Source organism: Aeromicrobium fastidiosum (assembly GCF_017876595.1).
Classification (GTDB): Bacteria; Actinomycetota; Actinomycetes; order Propionibacteriales; family Nocardioidaceae; genus Aeromicrobium; species Aeromicrobium fastidiosum.
The window spans coordinates 466546-487292 of record NZ_JAGIOG010000001.1 but is presented as its reverse complement, the minus strand read 5'-3'; the positions used below and the strand labels follow the sequence as shown (position 1 = coordinate 487292).

Here is a 20747-nt window from a genome sequence, read left to right as displayed (position 1 = left end):
GTGGACCTCGTCCTCGTCCTGGTGATCGCCACCGTCGCGATCGCCCTGTTCTTCGACTACACCAACGGCTTCCACGACGCCGCCAACGCGATCGCGACCTCGGTGTCGACGCGTGCGCTGACCCCGCGCATCGCCCTGACGATGGCCGGCATCCTCAACTTCGTCGGAGCGCTGCTCGGCGTGGGGGTGGCCAAGACCATCAAGGACATCCTGAGCGGGTTCGACAACATCACCGCGCAGAGCCAGTCACATGCCCTCACGGTCGTGCTGAGCGCCCTGGTCGGCGCGATCGTCTGGAACCTCATCACGTGGTACTTCGGCATCCCGTCGTCCTCGTCGCACGCCCTGATCGGCGGCCTGATCGGCGTGGGCATGGCGGCCGGCGTCACGGTCGACTGGGACAAGGTCATCGACAAGGTCGCGATCCCGATGGTGCTGAGCCCCGCGCTCGGCTTCGGCGGCGCGTTCATCATCATGACGTCGATCATGTGGATCTTCCGACGCGCCAACCCGCACACCGTCAACCGCGGGTTCCGGCTCTCGCAGACCGTCTCGGCCGCAGCACTCTCGCTGGGTCACGGCCTGCAGGACGCACAGAAGACCATGGGCGTCATCGTCCTCGCGCTGATCGCCGGCGGCTATCACACGTCCGCCAACGACGACATCCCGTTGTGGGTCATCCTCTCGGCCGCCGGGGCGATCTCGCTCGGCACGATGTCGGGCGGCATGCGCATCATGCGCACGATGGGCCGGCGCATCATCGCACTCGACCCGCCACGTGGCTTCGCCGCCGAGTCGACCGCCGCGATCGTGCTCTACGGCATGGCGATCGGCGCCCACGCCCCCGTCTCGACCACGCACACCATGACGTCCGCCGTCATGGGTGCGGGAGCGACCAAGCGGTTCAGCGCCGTCCGCTGGGGCGTCGCGCGCGGCATCATCACCGCATGGATCATCACGATCCCGGCGTCGGCCGCCGTCGCCGCGCTGACCTACGTCGTGCTGCACAGCTTCATCCCCCAGTAGCGCGCCGCTCGTACCTCGCGGCTCCTGCTGCTCGTCCCTCGCAGCAGCCGGGCTTCGCCCGGGCGCTTGCCTTCGGTCGCTGGCGCTCCCTCGGCCAGTGGTCGGGACGCGAGACGCCGCGAGCCTGGTGGCTCGCTGGCGCTTCCTCGGCCCGTGGCCGGGACGCAAGACGCCGCGAGCCTGGTGGCTCGCGGCGTCTTCGTGGTCTCGCTGACTGGGAGTTATCCGAATCTTCCCTGGATGTAGGCCTCGGTGGCGGGGTCCTGGGGATTGGAGAAGATCGCCTCGGTGCGGCCGACCTCGATCAGGCGTCCCGGCTTGCCGACGCCCGACAGGTTGAAGAACGCCGTCTCGTCCGACACGCGCGCCGCCTGCTGCATGTTGTGGGTCACGATCACGATCGTGTACTGCGTCTTGAGCTCGTGGATCAGGTCCTCGATGACGCTCGTCGAGATCGGGTCGAGCGCCGAGCAGGGCTCGTCCATCAGCAGGATCTCGGGCTCGACCGAGATCGCGCGGGCGATGCACAGACGCTGCTGCTGACCACCCGAAAGCCCCGAGCCGGGACGGTCGAGACGGTCCTTGACCTCGGCCCACAGACCGGCGCTGCGCAGCGAGCGCTCGACGATGTCGTCGGACTCGGTCTTCTTCATGCGCTTGCTGTTGAGCTTCTGCCCGGCCAGGACGTTGTCGTAGATCGACATCGTCGGGAACGGGTTCGGCCGCTGGAAGACCATGCCGATCATGCGGCGGACGTTGACCGGGTCCATGTCGGACGCGTACAGGTCCTGCCCGTCGATCAGCACCTTGCCCTCGACACGCGCACCGCGGATGACCTCGTGCATGCGGTTGAGCGACCGCAGGAAGGTCGACTTGCCGCAGCCCGAGGGGCCGATGAAGGCGGTGACGGACTTCGCCGCGATCGGGATGGTGACGTCCTCGACAGCGAGGAAGTCTCCGTAGTAGATGTTCAGGTCCGAGACGTCGATGCTCTTGGCCATGAGGGGTGGTCCTTCCGGATTAACGCTCGCCCTTGGGCGAGAAGAAGTAGGAGACGAGACGGGCGATGAGGTTGAGCAGCATGACGATCAGCAGCAGCGTGAAGGCCGCGCCCCAGGCACGGTCGATGCTGAACTCGGGCGGGATGCCGGGGTTGCGCTGCGAGGCGTAGGCGAACACCGGCAGCGACGCCATGCGCCCGTCGAACAGGTTGAAGTTCACCGAGTCGGTGGCCCCGGCGATGATCAGCAGGGGAGCGGTCTCGCCGATGACGCGGGCGATCGCCAACGTCACGCCGGTGACGATGCCGGCCAGGGCCGTCGGCAGCACGACCTTGGCGACGGTGCGCCACTTGGGCACGCCCAGCGCGTACGAGGCCTCGCGCAGCTCGTTGGGCACGAGCTTCAGCATCTCCTCGGTGGAGCGGACGACCACGGGGATCATCAGCACCGACAGGGCGACGGAACCGCCGATGCCCATCCGGACACCCTCGCCGAAGAACAGCACGAACAAGGCGTAGGCGAACAGCCCGGCGACGATCGAGGGGATGCCGGTCATGACGTCGACCAGGAAGCGGATCCAGCGCGAGAGCCGGTTGCCCTCGGAGTACTCCACGAGGTAGATCGCGGCGAACAGGCCGATCGGCACCGAGATCAGGGTGGCCGCGCCGGTGATCAGCAGCGTGCCGACCAGCGCGTGGTAGATGCCACCGCCCTCACCCACGACGTTGCGCATCGAGAAGGTGAAGAAGTCCACCCCCAGCACCTTCGAGCCCTTGCTGATGACCGTCACCAAGATGCTGAACAGCGGGAACATCGCGAGCACGAACGACGAGGTCACCAGCACGGTGACGAGGCGGTCCGTGGCCTTGCGGCGTCCCTCGACCGCGGCCGACCAGGCCGGCAGCAGCAGGCTGATCGCGAACACGACCAGCGCGGCGAGCATCAGGTTGACGCCGGCCCCGAGGTAGAGCGCGGCACCGACGACCAGGCCGCCGCACACCACCCCGAGGGGGGCGCGGGCCGGGAGCTGGGCACCGTGCAGCTCCTTCTGGACGTCGACGGGAGGCGGCGTGAGAGTGGTCGTCATCAGTTGGCTCCGGAGAATTCCTTGCGGCGGTCCACGATGGCCCGCGCTGCGAAGTTGACGAGGAAGGTGATCACGAACAGCACCAGGCCGCTGGCGATCAGGACGTTGACGGTCTTGCCGCTGGCCTCGCCGAAGCTGAGGGCGATGTTGGCGGCGATCGTGCTGGGGTTGGTGCTGCTGATCAGGTTGGCGGTGACGGTGCCGGCCGAGACCGAGAGCACCATCGCGACGGCGAGCGTCTCGCCCAGTGCGCGGCCGAGGCCGAGCATCGCGGCCGAGACGATGCCGGAGCGCGCGTACGGGAAGATCGCCATGCGGGCCATCTCCCAGCGGGTGGCGCCGAGCGCGAGCGCGGCCTCCTCGTGCAGGCGGGGCGTCTGCAGGAAGATCTCGCGGCAGATCGCGGTCATGATCGGCAGGATCATGACCGCCAGCACGATGGACGCCGTCATGATCGTGCGGCCCGTGGCCGATGCGGGGCCGGCGAAGAACGGGATGAAGCCGAGGTGGGTCTCGAGCCACGCGTAGATGGGTGCCATCTTCGGGGCCAGGAAGCCGATGCCCCACAGGCCGTAGACGACGCTGGGCACCGCGGCGAGCAGGTCGATCAGGTAGCCGAGCACCTGTCCGAGCTTGCGGGGCGAGTAGTGCGAGATGAACAGGGCGACGCCGATCGCGACGGGCACCGCGATGATGAGGGCGATCGTCGCGGCGAGCAGCGTGCCGTAGACGAGGGGCCAGACGTACGGCAGGAAGCTCTCGCCGCTCTTGACCTCGTCGGGGCTGGCGGTGATGCCGGGCACGCCCTCGATCGTGAGGAAGGCCGCGACGCCGGCGAGGACCAGCAGGATGAGGATTCCCGCGCTGGTCGACAGACCCGAGAAGATGCGGTCACCGGGACGGACGACGGTCGAGCGCTTGCGACGGGGTTCCAGCGTGCTGGTCACAGGCGGTGCCTTTCAGCGAAGAGGGGTGGTGGGGTGGCGGACGAACGCTCCTTGGGCTTGTCGAAGAGGTCTTTCGACAAGCCCAAGGAGCAGGTGGCTCAGGAAGCCTTGATCGTCTCGACCGCGGCCTGGACCTTCGAGGCGAAGTCGCCCGAGAGCGGTGCCGAGCCGGCGGTCTCAGCCGCAGCGGACTGACCCTCGGTGCTCGTCACGTAGGTCAGCCAGCCCTTGACGAGATCGGCCGTCGCGGCGTCCTTCTGCGTCTGGCAGGCGATCTGGTACGACGCGAGGACGATGGGGTAGACGCCTGACTCGGTCGTCGTGCGGTCGATGTCGACGGCGATGTCGGTCGCGTCGCGGCCCTCGACGGGCTTGGCCGTGTCGAGCACCTTGGCGGCGGCCTCGGGGGTCGGAGCGACGAAGTCGTCGCCGACCTTGACGTTGGCCTTGCCGAGCTCGCCGGCCTGGCTCTCGTCGGCGTAGCCGATCGTGCCGTTGCCGCCCTGGACGGCGGAGATGACGCCCGAGGTGCCCTCGGCAGCCTCGCCACCCTTCAGCGGCCACGTCTCGACGACTCCGCCGCTCCAGCCGCCCTCGGACGCCTTGTCGAGGTAGTCGGTGAAGTTCTTCGTGGTGCCCGAGTCGTCCGAGCGGTGCACGGCCGTGATGTTGCTGTCGGGCAGGTCGGCGTCGGGGTTGTCGGCCTTGATGGCCGCGTCGTCCCACTTGGTGATCTTGCCCTCGAAGATCTCGCCGATCGTCTTGGCCGAGAGGTTCAGGTCGTCGACGCCGTCGAGGTTGTAGACCACGGCGATGGGGCTGACGTACGTGGGCACCTCGACGATGTCGCTGCCGCACTTCTCCTTGGCGGAGGCGAGCTCCTCGTCCGTCAGGTAGGCGTCGGAACCGGCGAACTGCACGCCGCCCGCGATGAACTGCTCACGGCCGCCGCCCGAGCCGACCGGGTCGTAGTTGACCGTGGCGTCGGGGTTGGCGGTCTGGAACTGCTTCTTCCAGGCGGCGACGGCGGCTTCCTGGGCGCTGGATCCGGCGCCGTTCAGGGTGCCTGAGATCTTGCTGCCGGAGTCTCCGGAGCCGCTCGAGTCGGAGGACGAGTCTTCGTTGCCGGCGCCACAGGCGCTCAGGCCGAGTGCGAGGGCGAGCATGGCGGCCGGGGCGGCGATGCGCAGGTTCTTGCGGTTCACGGGGGTCCCTCTCTGGGATCAGATGATACGTACCCGGTGAACGTAGGCAGCGCAGATGTATCGATCTCCGCGCGAGAGTGAACGCAGGGTGAACGGCGCCGTAACGGTCGAGACGAACCGCTGGTCAGAGCAGCTTCTCCGTGGCGTGGATCACCCCGCCGCGGTGGTGCACCACGACACCCTGACCGGGGGCCAACTCCTCGAGCTCGGTGCCGATCGCGTCGAGCACCCAGGGCAGGGTCGGGCGGTGGCTGCACAGCACGACCGGCTTCTTGCGATCCATCAGCGTCGCGAGGGATCGCCGCACGTGGACGACGCTGGTCTGCTCGGACAATCGGTCGTCGACCTCGAGGAACGTCGCGATCGACCGGGCGTACGGCTCGACGGTCTGCGCGCACCGCACCGCCGGGCTCGTCACGACCCGCTCGACGCCGTACGCGTCGAGCACCGGTACGAGGTCTGCGGCGCGCGCCTCGCCGACCGGGGTCAGCGGACGGTCGAGGTCGTCGACGTCGGCCGAACGCGCCTCGGCCTTGGCGTGACGCAGCACGACGAGCGTCCGGGTGCGGTGCGCCTGCCGCTCGCGCAGCGCGCGGAACTCCTCGAGCAGTCCGAGGTCGTGGTCGTACGTCAGCAGCGTCCGCGCCTCGGCGAGACCGACCCAGCGGATCTCGTCGACCTCCTTGTTGGGCACGAACGGGGTCTCGTCGTCGGTGCCCGTCATCCGGGCGCTCCAGTAGGAGACGATCTTGGTGCCGCCGCTGATCGGGTAGGTCACGGGCCGGAGCGGATGGCCGAGGCGCACGCGCACGCCGGCCTCCTCGCCGATCTCGCGCACCGCGGTCTGCTGCAGCGTCTCGCCCGGATCGGTCTTGCCCTTCGGGAACGTCCAGTCGTCGTACGACGGGCGGTGGACGACGAGGACGTCGACGCGGGTCTCCGGCCGACGTGTCCCGGGACGCTTGCGCCACACGACTCCACCCGCTGCGGTCGTGATCCGTTCACTTGCCATGGTGCGTATTGTCCCCTGAGGAGATGAACGGACGATGTCAGGAGGTGCGACCGACATGCGTCCTAGTCGTTCCCTGATCCTCGTGGTGGCGCCGCTGGTCGCGATCGCCCTGGCCGTGTCCGCCGGGTCGTGGGCCTCGGGTCGCGCCGCCGATCCGCGTCCGGCGCTGAGCCAGGCGCTCGACGCCCTGCCGCGCGACACCGTGGTCGCGGGCTTCACCGACTGGGCGGGCATCCGTCGCAGCCTGGGCCTCGGCTCGGCGTCGACCGCCGCCGGCCGGGCCGCGCTGGCCGACGACGCATCGCTGCGCGACCTGACCACCCGCTCGGTCATCGGCGGGTTCGTCGAGGACATGCACGACGCCTACGGCTGGTCGGCGGCCGACCTCGACTGGGAGTCCTACGGCCGGGCACCGGGTGGTGCCGCGATGGTGGGACGGTTCTCCGACGGTGTGTCGATCGACGCGGTCGAGAAGCGGCTCGGCCGTCTGGGATACACCCGCAGCGGCGACGTCTGGTCGCTCGACTCGGCCAACGGGTCGAGCGTGGGACCCGAGCTCGCAAGCACCCTCGGCAACCTGTCGTTCGTGCGCGACCGGCGGCTCGTCGTCGCGGCCGACCGCGCCGGCTATGTCCCCGACGTGCTGGCGACGATCGCCGGCACCAGGGCATCGGCACTGTCCGTCCGGCCGCTCGCGGACGTCGCGCAGTCTCTGGTCGGTTCCGACACGGCGGTGCTGCAGGGGCGTGCCTTCGGCTGCCGGGCCACGTCGTTCGCCCAGGCCGATGCGACCGTGCAGGCGCAGGCCCGCGCCGCGCTCAGCCGGGTGGGCGAGCTCACGTCGCCGACGTTCACGGGCCGTGGCCTGACCGACGGCCCGGGGCACCAGTCGATCCGTTTCGTCGCGGCGTTCGGCTCGCCGGCCGAGGCGGCCGAGCAGCTCCGCGTCCGCTCGGCCCTCACGACGGGGCCGTTCATCGGTCGCACCGGACGCATCGAGGACACCCTCGCCCTGCGCGACGCCACGGCCGACGGCACCGTCACGACGCTCCGCTTCTCGGTCGACCCCGACCTCGCCGCGTACATGAGCGGCGAGGGCCCCGTCCTGTTCGCGGCCTGCCCCGCCTGATCCGGCCCGTCTGATCCGGCCCGTCTGAGCCGGCCCGCCCCGTCAGACCTGGCGGGACCGTCGTGACCGCGCCCGGGCGATGAGCTCGGACTGCAGATTGGACGAGCCGAGGTGGCGGTGCCACCGGCCGTCGCCGTCGAGGTGCCACGACGTCGTCTCGGGGTCTACCGACCGCGCGAGCAGGTCGCCGAGGGCCTCGGTGTGCTCGGCCGTCGGCACGCGCACCAGCACCTCGACGCGCCGGTCGAGGTTGCGGTGCATCAGGTCGGCCGAGCCCATCCATGCCTCGGGCTCGCCGCCGCCCGCGAACCAGTAGATGCGGCTGTGCTCGAGGAATCGTCCGAGGATGCTGCGCACGCGGATGGTGTCGCTCAGTCCGGGCACCCCGGGACGCAACGTGCAGATGCCGCGGATCACGAGGTCGACCTCGACGCCGGCGCGCGAGGCCTCGTACAGCTTGTCGATGACGGCCTCGTCGACCAGCGAGTTGACCTTGAACCGGATGCAGGCGGGGCGGCCGGCCCGATGGTGCGCGATCTCGGCGTCGATGCGGTCGACGATCCCGTCGCGCAGCCCCGCGGGGGCCACGAGCAGCTGCTGGTACGAGAAGTCCTGCGCGAAGCCCGACAGGTTGTTGAACAGGTCGGTGAGGTCGTGGGTGATCGCGGGGTCGGACGTCAGCAGGCCGAAGTCCTCGTAGAGGCGCGCGGTCTTGGGGTTGTAGTTGCCGGTGCCGATGTGGGCGTAGCGGCGCAGGCCGTCGGGCTCGTCGCGCACGACCAGGGCGAGCTTGCAGTGCGTCTTGAGGCCCACGAGCCCGTAGACGACGTGGCAGCCGGCGCGCTCGAGCTTGCGGGCCCAGCGGATGTTGGCCTGCTCGTCGAAGCGGGCCTTGATCTCGACCAGCACCAGCACCTGCTTGCCGGCGCGTGCCGCATCGACCAGCGAGTCGATGATGGGGGAGTCGCCCGACGTGCGGTAGAGCGTCTGCTTGATCGCGAGCACGTGCGGATCGGTCGCGGCCTGCTCGATGAAGCGCTGCACGCTCGTGGCGAACGAGTCGTACGGGTGGTGCACCAGCACGTCGCGCTTGCGCAGGGCGCTGAACAGGTCGGCCGGCTTGGCGGTCTCGACCTCGGCGAGGTGCTGGTGGGTGCCCGGGACGAACGGCTCGTAGCGCAGCTCGGGACGGTCGAGATCGGCGATCTCGTTGAGGCTGCGCAGGTCGAGCGGGCCCTTGAGCCGGATGACCTCGTCGGGCCGCACGCCGAGCTCGGAGACCAGCAGGTCGAGCACGTCGTCGTCGATCGACTCCTCGACCTCGAGACGCACGGGCGGGCCGAACTTGCGGCGCAGCAGCTCCTTCTCGAGGGCCTTGAGCAGGTTCTCGGCGTCGTCCTCCTCGACCTCGAGGTCCTCGTTGCGGGTCACGCGGAACGCGTGGTGGGCGATGAGCTCCATGCCAGGGAACAGCAGGTCGAGGTGGGCCGCGATGACCTCCTCGAGGGGCACGAAGCGTCCGGCGTCGGCCTCCATCCAGCGGTTGATGATGGGCGGCACCTTGACGCGCGCGAAGTGGTCCTTGCCCGTGGCGGGGTTGCGCATCACGAGCGCCAGGTTGAGCGACAGTCCCGAGATGTACGGGAACGGGTGGGCCGGGTCGACCGCCAGCGGCGTCAGGATCGGGAAGACCCGGTCGCGGTAGACCGCCGTGATGCGCTCCTGCTCGTCGTCGCGCAACGAGTCCCAGTGCAGCAGCTCGATGCCTTCGGCGGCCAGCGCCGGCACGAGGTGCTCGTGGTACGTCTCGGCGTGGCGCACCATGAGGTCCTGGCTGGCCTCGAGGCTCCGGGTCAGCACGTTGCGGGGGTTGAGGCCGCTCGCGGACGGCACCGCGACGCCGGCGGCGATGCGGCGCTTGAGGCCCGCGATGCGCACCATGAAGAACTCGTCGAGGTTGCTCGCGAAGATCGCCAGGAACCGCACGCGCTCCAGCAGCGGCAGGTTCTCGTCCTGGGCCAGCTCGAGCACGCGGGAGTTGAACGCGATCCACGAGAGCTCGCGGTCGAGGAAGCGGTCGGGGGGCAGGACGCTCTCGGCCGGCTCGTAGGGCGGGTCGACGTCGAACTCGTCGGGAGAGGCCGGATCTTCGAGTGCGGCGACCGCCATGTCGTGTGTGTCCACATGTCCAGAGTGTCAGACCAAGATGAACGCGGATTGAACGAGCGCCGGAGGACGCCCGACCCGCTAGCGTGTGCTGCATGTCTCTCGTGCCCCAGCTGATCGGTGCCGTCCGCGGTGCCACCGCACGCTCGATCATGCAGCTGCCGAGGCCGGTGCTGACCCGGCTCGCGGGTGCCCCGGTCGTCGTCAACGGTCGCACGCTCGACCCCGAGATGCAGCTGCTGCTGAAGCTGCAGCACCTCGAGGGCCCGGCAGCCGAGTCGGTCTCCATCAGCCGCGGCCGTCGCATCATCGTCTCGTCGTCGGTGCTGGCCGGCGGGCGTCAGCCGATCGGTGCCGTGACCGACCGGACGATCGACGGCCCGGGCGGACCGCTGCGCCTGCGGTTCTACACGCCGCGGGGCCTGTCGGGACGCTCACCGGCGCTGCTGTTCTTCCACGGCGGCGGCTGGATCTACGGCGACCTCGAGAGCCATGACGCGACGTGCCGGTTCCTGGCCGAGGAGGCCCAGGTGCGGGTCGTCGCGGTCGACTACCGGCTCGCGCCCGAGGCGCCCTTCCCGGCGGCGGTCGACGACGTCATGGCCGCCTGGCACTGGATCGCCGAGCACGCCCAGGGCCTTGGCATCGATCCGGCGCGCATCGCCGTCGGCGGTGACAGCGCCGGGGGCAACCTCGCCGCGATCGTCGCCCAGCAGACGGTGCAGGCGGGTGGGCCGTCGCCGGCCTTCCAGCTGCTGATCTACCCCGCGACCGACTTCCTCGAGACGGCACCGAGCCGCACGACCTACGCCGACGGCTTCTTCCTGACCAAGGCGTTCATGGATCTCGCCGAGGAGAACTACCTCGTCGGCGGCGAGGACAGGTCGGACCCGCGGCTGTCCCCGCTATACGGGGACGTCACGGGTGTCGCCCCGGCGTACGTCGTGACGGCCGGCTTCGACCCGCTGCTCGACGAGGGCAATGCCTACGCCGACAAGCTCAAGGCCGCTGGCGTGCGCGTCGAGCACGTCACCGAGGACGGCCTGATCCACGGCTTCATCAACATGGTCGCGATGGGCCGCACGGCACCCAGGGCCGTCCGCCGCGCCGCCGCGGCCCTTCAGCGCGGCCTCTCCTGACCCACGCCTCGGCGTCAGGGGTGGTCGTGGGTGTGGGGATCCTCGGGTGGGGGCGGCGCGACGTAGAGGGTGTCACGGGCGTGGTCGACGAAGCCGAGCCGGCGGTAGACCGTGAGCGCCGCGCCGTTGTCGCCCTCGACGTAGAGGTCGACGACGTCGAGCCCCCGGTCGAACAGGTGCCGCAGGCCGCGGGCCGTCAACGCCGTGCCGAGGCCCACGCCCTGGGCGTCGGGGTCGATGCCGACGACGTAGACCTCGCCGACGGAGTCCTCGACCTTGGTCCAGTGGAACCCGACGACCCGCCCGTCCCGCTCGGCGATGAACAGGCCGGCCGGATCGAACCAGTCGGACGACATGCGTCGGTCGAGATCGGCCCGGTCCATCGCCCCCTGCTCGGGGTGGTGGGCGAAGGCCCGACCGTTGACCGCGACGACCGCGTCGGCGTCGGCGGGCGTGTACGTCCGCAGGGCGATGCCGTCGGGGACCCGCTCGGGCTCGGGGGCACCGTCGAACGTCAGGCGCAGCACCAGCAGTGTGCGTTCGGCCGTCAGGCCGGCCGACGCCGCGAGGGCCTGCGCCGCCGACAGGTCGCCGTGCGCCCAGAAGTGGTGCTCGCCGTCGGCCAGCAGCTCGTCGAGCAGGCGGCGCCCGATGCCGGTTCGCCGGTGGGCGGGGTCGACGACGATCTCGACGGGGGCGTCGCCGACCGCGTAGGCGGCCGCGACGACCGTGCCGTCGGGCTGCGTCTGGTGCACGACGACCCGGGCGCGTGCCCGGTCGCGCAGCGCCAGCAGGCTGGCCTCGTTGAGGGGCGCGACGCCGTCGGCGAGGCGTGCGCGCTCGGCCAGCTGCACGATGCTCATCGCGACCTCAGCCCCACGAGCTGGGCCGCGACCTCGGCGGCGACGGCCCGCGCGAAGGCCTCGGCGGTGTCGCCGGGAGGTTCGGGCACGACGTGGTGCACCGTGCCGTTGGCGTGCAGGTCGAGGGCACCGACGCGCTGCGCCCCGGCCATCTCGGCGGCGTGGTCGAGGTCACCGTGCACGATCGCGCTCGCGCCCTCGGGCGGCAGGGGCGACAGCCAGGCGTTCTCGGCGGCGATGACGACGTCGGCGGGCAGCAGGGCCAGCGCCCCGCCGCCGCACCCCTGACCCAGCAGGACGGACACGGTGGGCACCTTCATGGTCGACATCCAGCTGATGCACCGGGCGATCTCGCCGGCGACGGCCCCCTCCTCGGCGCGGGGCGACAGCTCGGCACCGGGGGTGTCGATGAACGAGACCAGCGGCAGGCCGAGCTCGTTGGCCAGGCGCATGCCGCGCCGGGCCTCGCGCAGCGCCGCGGGGCCCATGGGCTTGAGTCGGGTCTGGGTCGTGCGGTCCTGGCCGATCACGACGCACGGCTGGCCGTCGATGCGGGCGAGGGCCACGATCATCGCGGAGTCGCGCTCGCCCTTCTCGGTGCCCTGCAGGCGGACGGTCGCGTCGCTGCCGTAGCGCAGCACCTCTCGCACCCCGGCCCGCTGCGGCCCCCGCGTGATCTGGATCGACTCCCATGCCGTGCGTAGTGGTCGCCCCGTCGCGCCCGCGCGCCGGTCGCGGGTGCTCGCCGTGGGCGGGTCGACGAGCAGGCCGAGGGCGCGGTCGATCATGAGCGGCAGCTCGTCGGGCAGCACGACGGCGTCGATGATGCCGCGGTCGGCGAGGTTCTCGGCGGTCTGGACGCCCGGAGGGAAGGGCTTGCCCTCGAGCAGCTCGTAGACCTTGGGCCCGAGGAAGCCGATCAGCGCGCCGGGCTCGGCGACCGTGACGTGTGCGAGCGAGCCCCACGAGGCGAAGACCCCGCCGGTCGTGGGGTGACGCAGGTAGATCAGGTACGGCAGACCAGCCGCACGGTGGTCCATGATCGCGCGCGTGATGTCGACCATCTGGACGAACGCCGGCGTGCCCTCCTGCATGCGGGTGCCGCCGGACGCCGTGGTGGCCAGGACGGGGATGCCCTCGGCAGTCGCCCGTCGCACGGCCGACACGATGCGGGCCGCGGCGGCCTGGCCGATCGAGCCGGCCAGAAAGCGGAACTCGTTGACCACGACGGCCACCGGACGTCCGCGCATCAGGCCGCGACCGGTCAGCACCGACTCGTCGGTGCCGGCCCTCTCGGCCGCGGCAGCGAGCTCCTGGCGGTAGCCGGCGTCGAGGCCCGAGTGGTCGACCGGTTCGTCCCACGACTCGAACGAGCCGTCGTCGAGGACGAGGTCGAGCAGACCGTGCGCTGTCAGGTGGGCCATGGGCCCAGTCTGTCAGCCGTCGATGTCGGCGGTCTCGCGAGCGGGCTCGGACTTGGTCGCGACGAAGCGGTAGCCGACGTTGCGAACCGTGCCGATCAGCGTCTCGTTGTCGGTGCCGAGCTTGGCGCGCAGCCGGCGCACGTGGACGTCGACGGTGCGGGTGCCGCCGAAGTAGTCGTAGCCCCACACCTCCTGCAGCAGCTGCTGGCGGGTGAAGACCCGGCCGGGGTGCTGCGCGAGGAACTTGAGCAGCTCGAACTCCTTGAACGTCAGGTCGAGCGTGCGGTTCTCGAGCTTCGCGGTGTAGGTCGCGTCGTCGACGACGAGACCGCTCGAGGAGATGACGTGGCTCTCGTTGTCGGTGTCGAGCGATGCCGCGATGCGGCCGATGCCGAGGCGCAACCGGGCCTCGAGCTCGGCGGGACCGGCTGTCGTGAGGATGACGTCGTCCATGCCCCAGTCGGACGCCGCTACCGCGAGGCCGCCCTCGGTGAGGATCAGGATCAGCGGGCACTCGACGCCCGTCGTGCGGATGACCCGGGTCAGGCTGCGCACCTGCGCGAGGTCGTGACGTCCGTCGACGAGGACGGCGTCGCACGGGGGAGCGTCGAGCAGGGCGCTGGCCTCGGCGGGCAGGATCTTGACGTGGTGCGGCAGCAGCGCGAGGGCCGGCAGCACCTCGACCGAGGACTGGGTGCTCTTGGTGAGCAGGAGCAGGTGGGACATCGTCGCTACCTCCGGTGCTGCGATTCGTGCCGGGCACAGTGTGCAGATGTGCGAAGAGGCCATGGTGAGTCACCGTGGCCTCGTTGCATGGTCAAGAATACGACATGTGTCGGATCAATTGCCACGAGGTGACGCGAATGAGAACGACGTCACAGTGCACTACTGGGCCGCGGCCCGGGCTGCCGCAGGTATCGCGGAGGAGCACGTCTCGGCCGTGACCCTCGCCGAGCTGCTGACCGAGATCCACCGCCGCCACGGTCATCGCGACCGGTTCGACGACGTCATCGAGTTCTGCTCGGTCCTGGTCGGCGAGACCCCGGTGGGTGCCAAGGACCCGGCGGACGTGCGGCTGCCCGCGGGCGTCAACGTCGAGTTCCTGCCACCGTTCGCCGGCGGCTGAGCCGGCGACTGGCATCATGCGTGGGGTGTCACGACTCGGATCCACGCTGCTGGCCCTCGCTCTCGCGGGGGTCCTGACGCTCGCGGCCTACGCCGATCCGGTCGTGGTCGCCGCCGCCGTCGTCCTGGTGCAGGTGCTCGTCGCGGTGTCGCCGCCGCTGACGTCCGCGTCGGGCGAGGTCATCGGGTCGCCCCGCTTCGTCCCGGTCCTGGTCGCGGGCGTGGTCGCGACGGTGCTGACGCTGGAGCCCGCGCTGCTGGAGGGCGCCGACGGCACCTCGCCCGACGTCGTCGACGTGACCGACACCGGCATGTTCGCGGGGGTGCTCCCCGCCGTCATGGTGGCGGTGTTCGTCGCGCTGGTGGCCCAGATGCTCCGCAAGGACGGTCGGGGTCAGCTCGTGTCGTCGGTCGGCTACGCCGTGACGCTGTCGGTCGTCGCGGCGTTCGCGGCCGGCTGGCTGGGAGCCGCCCAGTCGCTGGGCGACGCCCAGGCCGTCGCGGTCGGGGCGGCGGGGCTCGCGGCGGGGCTCGTGGTCTGGATGCTGCCGATCGACCGGTGGATCTGCTTCAGCTTGGCCACGGCAGCCGGCGCGGCCGGGGGTGCCGCCGTCGCGGCGACCGTCGAGTCGAGCATGACGGTCTACTTCGGGGTCGTGGTCGGCGCTGGCACGGCCCTCTTCGCGGTGCTGGGGCAGGTCGTCGGACGGGTCATGGCCGGCAACAGCCTCCAGCCGGCTGCGCGCTGGGGATTCCCGGGGGCGATGTCGGTGGCCTTCGCCGCTCCCGTCGTCTACATCGGCGGCCAGCTCGTGACCGTGCCGCTGCTGCGATAGCGCCTCGCGGACGGTCGTAGGCTGGTCGTGTGACCGGTCTCCTCGTCCTTGCCGCCGCGCTGCTCGCGACGATCGTGATCGCCGCGGCCTTGCGCTGGAAGAACGGCAGGTTCTCGACCGTCGCTGCGCCGGCCGTGACGGACGACCGGGAGCGGCTCACGCCCGACCAGATCGGTGCGTCGCTGGGCGACCGGGCGACCCTGGTGCAGTTCTCGAGCGCCTTCTGCAGCCCCTGCCGGGCCACGCGGGTGCTGCTCGCCGACATCGCGGCGACCGTGCCGGGCGTCGAGACGGTCGAGATCGACGCCGAGTCGCACCTGCAGCTCGTCCGCGACCTCGACGTCCGGCGCACGCCGACCGTGCTGGTGCTCGACGCGGCGGGCACCGTCACGACCCGTGCCTCGGGCCTCCCGCGCCGCGATCAGGTCATGGCGGCCCTCGCGCGGGCCGCCGACGTCGAGAAATAACTGCTGCCGTTCCAGCAGCCCCGCCACATAGTGGGACGAGCATCCACATGGTGAGATCGCACGGTGGATGACACGCCGGGTGTCCCTACTCTGGAGTCATGTTCCGGACGACACACCTGACGCGCCGCCGTGCAGTGGACAACTGCCGCACGCGCTCGTCGCTGTGTCGCATGCGCTGACCCGTACCCTCCGTCAGCCCGCACGCCCCTGCCGTTCTCGCGGCAGGCCAGCCGTGCCGTCCGTCCCAGCCCAGGAGCATCATGTCCCAGCCCACCCAGGTCGACCCGCGCGGTCTGCGGGTCGTCGCCGGCATCACGGCCGTCGTCCTCGCACTCGTGCTGGTGGTCCCCTCCGAGCCGGTCCGCACCGCGCTGCTGGCGGTTCAGGTGGCGGTCTTCGCGATCGCGTCGTTCGTGGGGCTGACGGCATCGCCGTGGGCGCTCGTCTACGCCAAGGTGGTCCGCCCACGGCTCGCGCCGCCGGCCGCGCTCGAGGACGCCCGTCCGCCCCGGTTCGCCCAGCTGGTCGGGCTCGCCTTCACGACCGTCGCGCTCGTGGCCCTGCTCGCCGGGTCCACGACCATCGCCCTCGTCGCCACGGCGTTCGCGCTCGTGGCGGCCCTGCTCAACGCCGTCGTGGGCCTGTGCCTCGGCTGCGAGCTGTACCTGGCCGTGCGCCGGCTCTCCCCGGCCGGCGCCTGACCCCCTCACCCCACATCCACCACGTCACCCGACACGACAACCAACGCCCACCCGGGCACAACGGAGGTAATCCATGAGCCGCGAATCAGCGCTCGTCAGCGCAGACTGGGTCGAAGAGCACCTGAACGACCCGAAGATCGTCCTCGTCGAGGTCGACGAGGACGCCAGCGCCTACGACACCGGTCACATCCCCGGCGCGATCAAGATCGACTGGAAGAAGGACCTCCAGGACGGCGTGCGCCACGACTTCGTCAGCAAGGAGAAGCTCGAGGAGCTGCTCTCGTCGAAGGGCATCGCCAACGACGACACGCTGGTCTTCTACGGCGGCAACAACAACTGGTTCGCGGCCTACGCCTACTGGTACCTCGCGTACTACGGCCACGAGAACCTGCGTCTGCTCGACGGCGGCCGCAAGAAGTGGGAGCTCGACGCCCGCGAGCTCAGCAAGGACGTGCCCGAGCGCGCCGCCACGACCTACACCGCCAAGGACGCCGACACCTCGATCCGCGCCTACCGCGACGAGGTCATCGACGCGATCGGCACCAAGAACCTGATCGACGTCCGCAGCCCCGACGAGTTCGCCGGACGCCTGCTGGCCCCCGCGCACCTGCCGCAGGAGCAGGCCCAGATCGGTGGACACATCCCGACGGCCGGCAACGTGCCGTGGAGCAAGGCCGCGAACGACGACGGCACCTTCAAGAGCGACGACGAGCTCAAGGCGCTCTACGCCGACGCCGGGCTCGACGACTCCAAGGACACCATCGCCTACTGCCGCATCGGCGAGCGCAGCTCGCACACGTGGTTCGTGCTCAAGGAGATCCTCGGCCACGACAACGTCAAGAACTACGACGGCTCCTGGACCGAGTACGGCTCGCTGCGTGGCGTGCCGGTCGCCCTGGGCGACGAGCCGGGTGCTGCCTGATGTGCGGCGCGGTCAAGGGCGGCCCCTCGCTCGAGGGCGTCGACGTCAAGAACGAAGCCGTCATCCAGGGCGTCGTGACGCGTGACGGCGAGCCGGTCGGCAACGCCTACGTGCGTCTGCTCGACCGGACGGGCGAGTTCACCGCCGAGGTCCCGACCTCGGCCACGGGCCAGTTCCGCTTCTTCGCCGGTCCCGGCGAGTGGACGCTGCGCACGCTGGCACCCCGCGCGGTGTCGGTCGACAACACGGTGACGGCCGCCAAGGGCGTCGTCGCGGAGGTCGCGGTCGCCGTCTGACCTGCCCCCCGCACCACGTGAGAGGCCCGCCCGGCTCGTCCGGGCGGGCCTTCGTCGTGGTGCGATCAGATCGCGTGGCCTGCAGGACCGGCCCCGTGGCCCTTGCCCTTGCCATGGTGGCAGGGGTCACCCGGTGCCGCCTTGGCCACGAGGTACGTCGTGCGGAGCTCGGCCAGGTCGTGGTGAGAGACCTTCAGGGTCTTGCTGATGTACGAGTCCAGGCCGGCGTACGTGTTCGCGACGTCGGTCTCGAAGGTGCCCTGCAAGAGCTCGGGCGTGGCCCACGTGACGCCCAGCTGGGTGTTGGAGAGCAGGTAGTCGTGGAGCGTGTCGGAGCGGGAGACGCCGAGGACGTGATCGAGCAGGTCGACGACCGTGCCGGTGCGGTCCATGCCGTGCGAGCAGTGGATCAGCACGGTGCCGTGACGCTGCTTCGCGAGCAGGTGGAGGACCTTCGCATAGGCCTTGATCGTCGGACCGGGGGTCGAAGCACTGACGTAGCCCTTGTCGGCCAGGTCGTGATACATGACGGTGTCGTCGCTGTAGTCGGCATCCGCGCCGAGCACGGACACGTTGACCACCTTCGCGCCGGGCACCGGCACGTCCGGCTTGGCCGCGATCTGCGCCGGCGTGCGAAGGTCGATGACGAGCTCGACGTGGTACTTCTTCGCGAGTGTCGAGGCACCCGCAGGGGTGATCTTGTCGAGCGACTCCGAGCGGATCAGCTTCGAGCTGGCAACGGACCGGCCGTCTGCGGTGACGAAGGAGCCCAGCTCACGAGCGTTGACCAGGCCCGGCACGTCGGTGACGGGGTGGTCCGTGGCGGCGAATGCGGGCTGGAGGGATGAGGAGTCGGCGGCGCTGGCGCTGGTCGACGACAGGCCGATGGTGCCGAGTGCCGCCATCAGGGCGAGGGCGGATGCGACGAGCGGCGTGGACGCGTGGCGGTGACGGGTGGTCATGAGGGTCCTTGTCAGATCGGGTCGTCCGGCGGGAAGAGGCCGATGGGCCGTGGACGACTACCGCAAGCTAGCGCCGCTCGTGGGCGATCGACCGAACACCGGATGAACGGTCCGCGACGCGTGAGGTCGGGCATAACGTCCGCCCCGGCGCGTCGTTGTCTGTGTGTGCCCAGCGCACGCACAACCCCTCATGACCGTGAGCTCGGAGTATCGCTATGACCACCATTCGTCTCGCCGCCGTGGCGCTGCTGACCGGCGTGCTCCTGCTGATCACGGGCTCGCTCGCGCAGGCCGCCGATCCGTACCCCGTCGCCACGCCGTCCCCGACCGCGTCGATCGCGCCCGACAACGACGCGCTCTCGCCCGACGACAGCGCGGCACCCGACGACACTGCGCCGGACAACGACAGGGCGCTGGCCCCAGACGCCAACGGCGTCCTGCCCGGAACGGGCGGCGCGAGCATCTACGTCCTGCTGATCGGCGGCGCACTGCTGGTCGTCGGTGGAGGAGTCGTCTACTCGTCCCGCCGTCAGAACGCCTACTGATCCCACCGGTCGACACATTCGCCGTGCGCGCGTGACCGACCGCGCTCGGCGACCGGGAGGGAATCGGTGATGGAGCTCCTCGACCGGGTCCGCACCCGGGCACGTCGCACCCGACGCCGGATCAGGCGCTGGTACCGCCGGCAGGGCACGCGGCGCGTCGTCGTCATGGGCGTCGCGGCGGTGCTGGCGCTCGGCCTGCTGGTGTTCACCTACCAGGCACTGCGCACGACCTCCGACCTGCGCCGTGCCGCCCAGCAGTCGACCCTCCTGCAGGAGCAGGTCATCACGGGCGACGCCGCGGCCCGGCGGACGCTCGACGAGCTGCGTGCCTCGACGGCGTCCGCCGAGTCGCGCACCGACGGCGTGCTGTGGTCGATCGGATCGCTGCTGCCGGTCGTCGGCGACAACGTCGAGGCGGTCCGCACCGTCTCGGCAGCGCTCGACCTGGTCGCCCGCGAGGCGCTGCCACCCGTCGTGGAGGTGTCGGCCCGGGTCGATCTCGACGCGTTCAGCCCGCGGGACGGCACGGTCGACCTGGCCAACGTCGAGGCGATCGCCCCGGCTGTCGCCGCTGCCGACGCGGCACTGACCAAGGCACGCGCCGATCTGGCCGGGATCGACCCGACCGATCTGCTCGCGCCGCTGCGCCGACCCGTGGGCACGATCAAGGACCAGGTCGTCCGGGCCCAGGAGGCGGCTGCGTCGAGCGACGTCGCGGCACGGCTCATGCCGACGATGCTGGGCGGCAGCGGCACGCGGCGCTACCTGCTGGTCATCCAGAACAACGCCGAGGTGCGGGCGACGGGCGGCATCGTCGGCTCCTACGCCGTCATCACCGCGAAGAACGGCCGGCTCACGATGGGGGAGCAGGGCTCGAACCTCGACCTGAAGCAGTTCGACGACCCCGTGCTGCCCATGACGAAGGACGAGACGTCGGTCTTCACCGACCAGCTCGTGCGCGACCTGCGCGACGTCAACGTGACCCCCGACTTCCCACGGTCGGGGGAGATCGCCCGCACCATGGCCAAGGACGGCCTCGGCGTCGACGTCGACGGCGTGCTGTCGGTCGATCCCGTCGCGATGAGCTATCTCCTGGCCGGCACCGGACCGGTCACGCTCGAGAGCGGAGCCACGCTCGACCAGGGCACTGCGGTCGAGCAGCTGCTCAACCGGGTCTACCTCACGTCGACCGACCTCCTCGCCCAGGACGACTTCTACGAGAGCGCGGCGCGCTCGATCTTCGACGTCGTCACGTCCGGCGACGGGCAGACCCGCACCGTCATCGGCGGGCTGGTGCGGGCCGCCGACGAGAACCGGCTGATGCTGTGGTCGCGGCACCCGGGCGAGCAGGCCGCGATCGCACGGACGGGCGTCTCGGGGGCGTTCCCGCGGGGCGACGATCGCACGCCCCACGTGGGTGTCTACTTCGGCGACACCACCGCGAGCAAGATGGAGTACTACTTCGACTTCACGACGCTCGCGACGTCACGCCGCTGTCTCGCCGACGGCCGCCAGCTCATCACGGTGACCGCCGACGTCGTGTCGAACGCGCCGCGAAGCCTGCCGCGCGGCGTCTCGAGCATCGACGCCGACGTCCCCCTCAGCCAGATGCGTCTGCTGGCCTGGCTCTACGCCCCGTCCGGGGGACGGTTCACCGACATCCGGCTCGACGGCAAGCCCCAGGTCGTCACGACGGCCTCGCTGGACGGTCGTGCCGAGACGTCGGTGCCCTTCACGCTCGACCCCGGTCAGCGCCGGCGACTGACCGCGACGATGGTCAGTGGCCCGGGGCAGGAGGGCGACCCGGTGCTCAGCACGACCCCGGGGGTGCAGACGATCCGCAACGACGTCGCCGTCCCGTCGGCCTGTCGCTGACCTGCCGGCCGCACGCCGG

At 70.6% G+C, this 20747-nt stretch carries 21 protein-coding genes; 11 read left to right on the top strand and 10 right to left on the bottom strand.

Translation table 11 applies throughout. The features are described 5' to 3' along the window. Positions 1–1026, top strand: coding sequence for an inorganic phosphate transporter (locus JOF40_RS02405; RefSeq protein WP_129179764.1), 1026 nt, complete (start codon positions 1–3; stop codon positions 1024–1026). A gap of 221 nt (positions 1027–1247) precedes the next feature. Here the strand turns inward: JOF40_RS02405 and pstB are convergent, their stop codons facing one another. The 5 genes from pstB to JOF40_RS02380 all read right to left on the bottom strand — a co-directional run bounded on the left by pstB (position 1248) and on the right by JOF40_RS02380 (position 6278). Further along, a complete protein-coding gene (pstB, locus tag JOF40_RS02400) occupies positions 1248–2027 on the bottom strand; it encodes a phosphate ABC transporter ATP-binding protein PstB (protein WP_129179762.1) in 780 nt (259 codons plus the stop codon). Between the two features lie 19 nt (positions 2028–2046). Then, complete coding sequence (gene pstA, locus JOF40_RS02395; protein WP_129179760.1) at positions 2047–3114, bottom strand: phosphate ABC transporter permease PstA; 1068 nt, start codon at positions 3112–3114, stop codon at positions 2047–2049. Further along, entirely contained in the window at positions 3114–4061 is a 948-nt protein-coding gene (pstC, locus tag JOF40_RS02390) for a phosphate ABC transporter permease subunit PstC (RefSeq protein ID WP_188111635.1), read from the bottom strand. Before pstC ends, pstA begins: the two co-directional genes overlap by 1 nt. Positions 4062–4159: 98 nt before the next feature. Continuing rightward, positions 4160–5266, bottom strand: coding sequence for a phosphate ABC transporter substrate-binding protein PstS (pstS, locus tag JOF40_RS02385; protein WP_246152698.1), 1107 nt, complete (start codon positions 5264–5266; stop codon positions 4160–4162). 124 nt (positions 5267–5390) lie between these two features. Then, complete coding sequence (locus JOF40_RS02380) at positions 5391–6278, bottom strand: NUDIX hydrolase (RefSeq protein WP_188111634.1); 888 nt, start codon at positions 6276–6278, stop codon at positions 5391–5393. A gap of 55 nt (positions 6279–6333) precedes the next feature. Between JOF40_RS02380 and JOF40_RS02375 the strand changes: the two genes are divergently transcribed. Further along, positions 6334–7407, top strand: a complete 1074-nt coding sequence (locus JOF40_RS02375) for a hypothetical protein (protein WP_188111633.1) — start codon at positions 6334–6336, stop codon at positions 7405–7407. Positions 7408–7449: 42 nt separating this feature from the next. Here the strand turns inward: JOF40_RS02375 and JOF40_RS02370 are convergent, their stop codons facing one another. Next, positions 7450–9576, bottom strand: coding sequence for an RNA degradosome polyphosphate kinase (locus tag JOF40_RS02370; RefSeq protein ID WP_129181833.1), 2127 nt, complete (start codon positions 9574–9576; stop codon positions 7450–7452). 92 nt (positions 9577–9668) lie between these two features. On the opposite strand from JOF40_RS02370, the gene JOF40_RS02365 reads away from it, so the two are divergent. Beyond that, positions 9669–10712, top strand: a complete 1044-nt coding sequence (locus tag JOF40_RS02365) for an alpha/beta hydrolase (RefSeq protein WP_129179754.1) — start codon at positions 9669–9671, stop codon at positions 10710–10712. Between the two features lie 14 nt (positions 10713–10726). On the opposite strand, the gene mshD is transcribed toward JOF40_RS02365, so the two are convergent. From mshD to JOF40_RS02350, 3 genes are read right to left on the bottom strand one after another with little or no spacing between them, the layout of a single operon-like run. Further along, entirely contained in the window at positions 10727–11575 is an 849-nt protein-coding gene (mshD, locus tag JOF40_RS02360) for a mycothiol synthase (RefSeq protein WP_129179752.1), read from the bottom strand. After that, complete coding sequence (locus JOF40_RS02355) at positions 11572–12999, bottom strand: carboxyl transferase domain-containing protein (protein ID WP_129179750.1); 1428 nt, start codon at positions 12997–12999, stop codon at positions 11572–11574. Before JOF40_RS02355 ends, mshD begins: the two co-directional genes overlap by 4 nt. Positions 13000–13011: 12 nt before the next feature. Beyond that, positions 13012–13725 (bottom strand): winged helix-turn-helix transcriptional regulator, encoded by a 714-nt coding sequence (locus tag JOF40_RS02350; RefSeq protein WP_129179748.1) that lies wholly within the window; start codon positions 13723–13725, stop codon positions 13012–13014. Between the two features lie 154 nt (positions 13726–13879). On the opposite strand from JOF40_RS02350, the gene JOF40_RS02345 reads away from it, so the two are divergent. From JOF40_RS02345 to JOF40_RS02320, 6 genes are all read left to right on the top strand, one after another. Next, positions 13880–14125 carry a MoaD/ThiS family protein gene (locus JOF40_RS02345; RefSeq protein ID WP_246152696.1) on the top strand — a complete coding sequence of 82 codons (246 nt, stop codon included), beginning with the start codon at positions 13880–13882 and terminating at the stop codon, positions 14123–14125. 25 nt (positions 14126–14150) lie between these two features. Further along, complete coding sequence (locus tag JOF40_RS02340) at positions 14151–14960, top strand: hypothetical protein (RefSeq protein ID WP_129179746.1); 810 nt, start codon at positions 14151–14153, stop codon at positions 14958–14960. Positions 14961–14989: 29 nt separating this feature from the next. Continuing rightward, the gene (locus JOF40_RS02335) at positions 14990–15427 is read left to right on the top strand and encodes a TlpA family protein disulfide reductase (RefSeq protein WP_129179745.1); all 438 of its coding nucleotides are present in this window, start codon (positions 14990–14992) and stop codon (positions 15425–15427) included. 260 nt (positions 15428–15687) lie between these two features. Then, positions 15688–16128 (top strand): DUF4395 domain-containing protein, encoded by a 441-nt coding sequence (locus JOF40_RS02330; protein ID WP_129179743.1) that lies wholly within the window; start codon positions 15688–15690, stop codon positions 16126–16128. A gap of 73 nt (positions 16129–16201) precedes the next feature. Continuing rightward, positions 16202–17050, top strand: a complete 849-nt coding sequence (locus JOF40_RS02325) for a sulfurtransferase (RefSeq protein ID WP_129179741.1) — start codon at positions 16202–16204, stop codon at positions 17048–17050. Further along, positions 17050–17346 (top strand): DUF1416 domain-containing protein, encoded by a 297-nt coding sequence (locus JOF40_RS02320; RefSeq protein ID WP_129179740.1) that lies wholly within the window; start codon positions 17050–17052, stop codon positions 17344–17346. The genes JOF40_RS02325 and JOF40_RS02320 overlap by 1 nt, the downstream gene beginning before the upstream one ends. Positions 17347–17411: 65 nt before the next feature. Here JOF40_RS02320 and JOF40_RS02315 read toward each other — a convergent pair whose 3' ends face one another. After that, positions 17412–18308: a tyrosine-protein phosphatase gene (locus JOF40_RS02315; protein WP_129179738.1), complete on the bottom strand. Its 897-nt coding sequence runs from the start codon at positions 18306–18308 to the stop codon at positions 17412–17414. A gap of 215 nt (positions 18309–18523) precedes the next feature. On the opposite strand from JOF40_RS02315, the gene JOF40_RS02310 reads away from it, so the two are divergent. Further along, positions 18524–18853 carry an LPXTG cell wall anchor domain-containing protein gene (locus JOF40_RS02310; protein WP_129179736.1) on the top strand — a complete coding sequence of 110 codons (330 nt, stop codon included), beginning with the start codon at positions 18524–18526 and terminating at the stop codon, positions 18851–18853. A gap of 69 nt (positions 18854–18922) precedes the next feature. Further along, positions 18923–20728 carry a DUF4012 domain-containing protein gene (locus JOF40_RS02305; RefSeq protein WP_129179734.1) on the top strand — a complete coding sequence of 602 codons (1806 nt, stop codon included), beginning with the start codon at positions 18923–18925 and terminating at the stop codon, positions 20726–20728. The last annotated feature ends 19 nt before the right edge of the window (positions 20729–20747 follow it).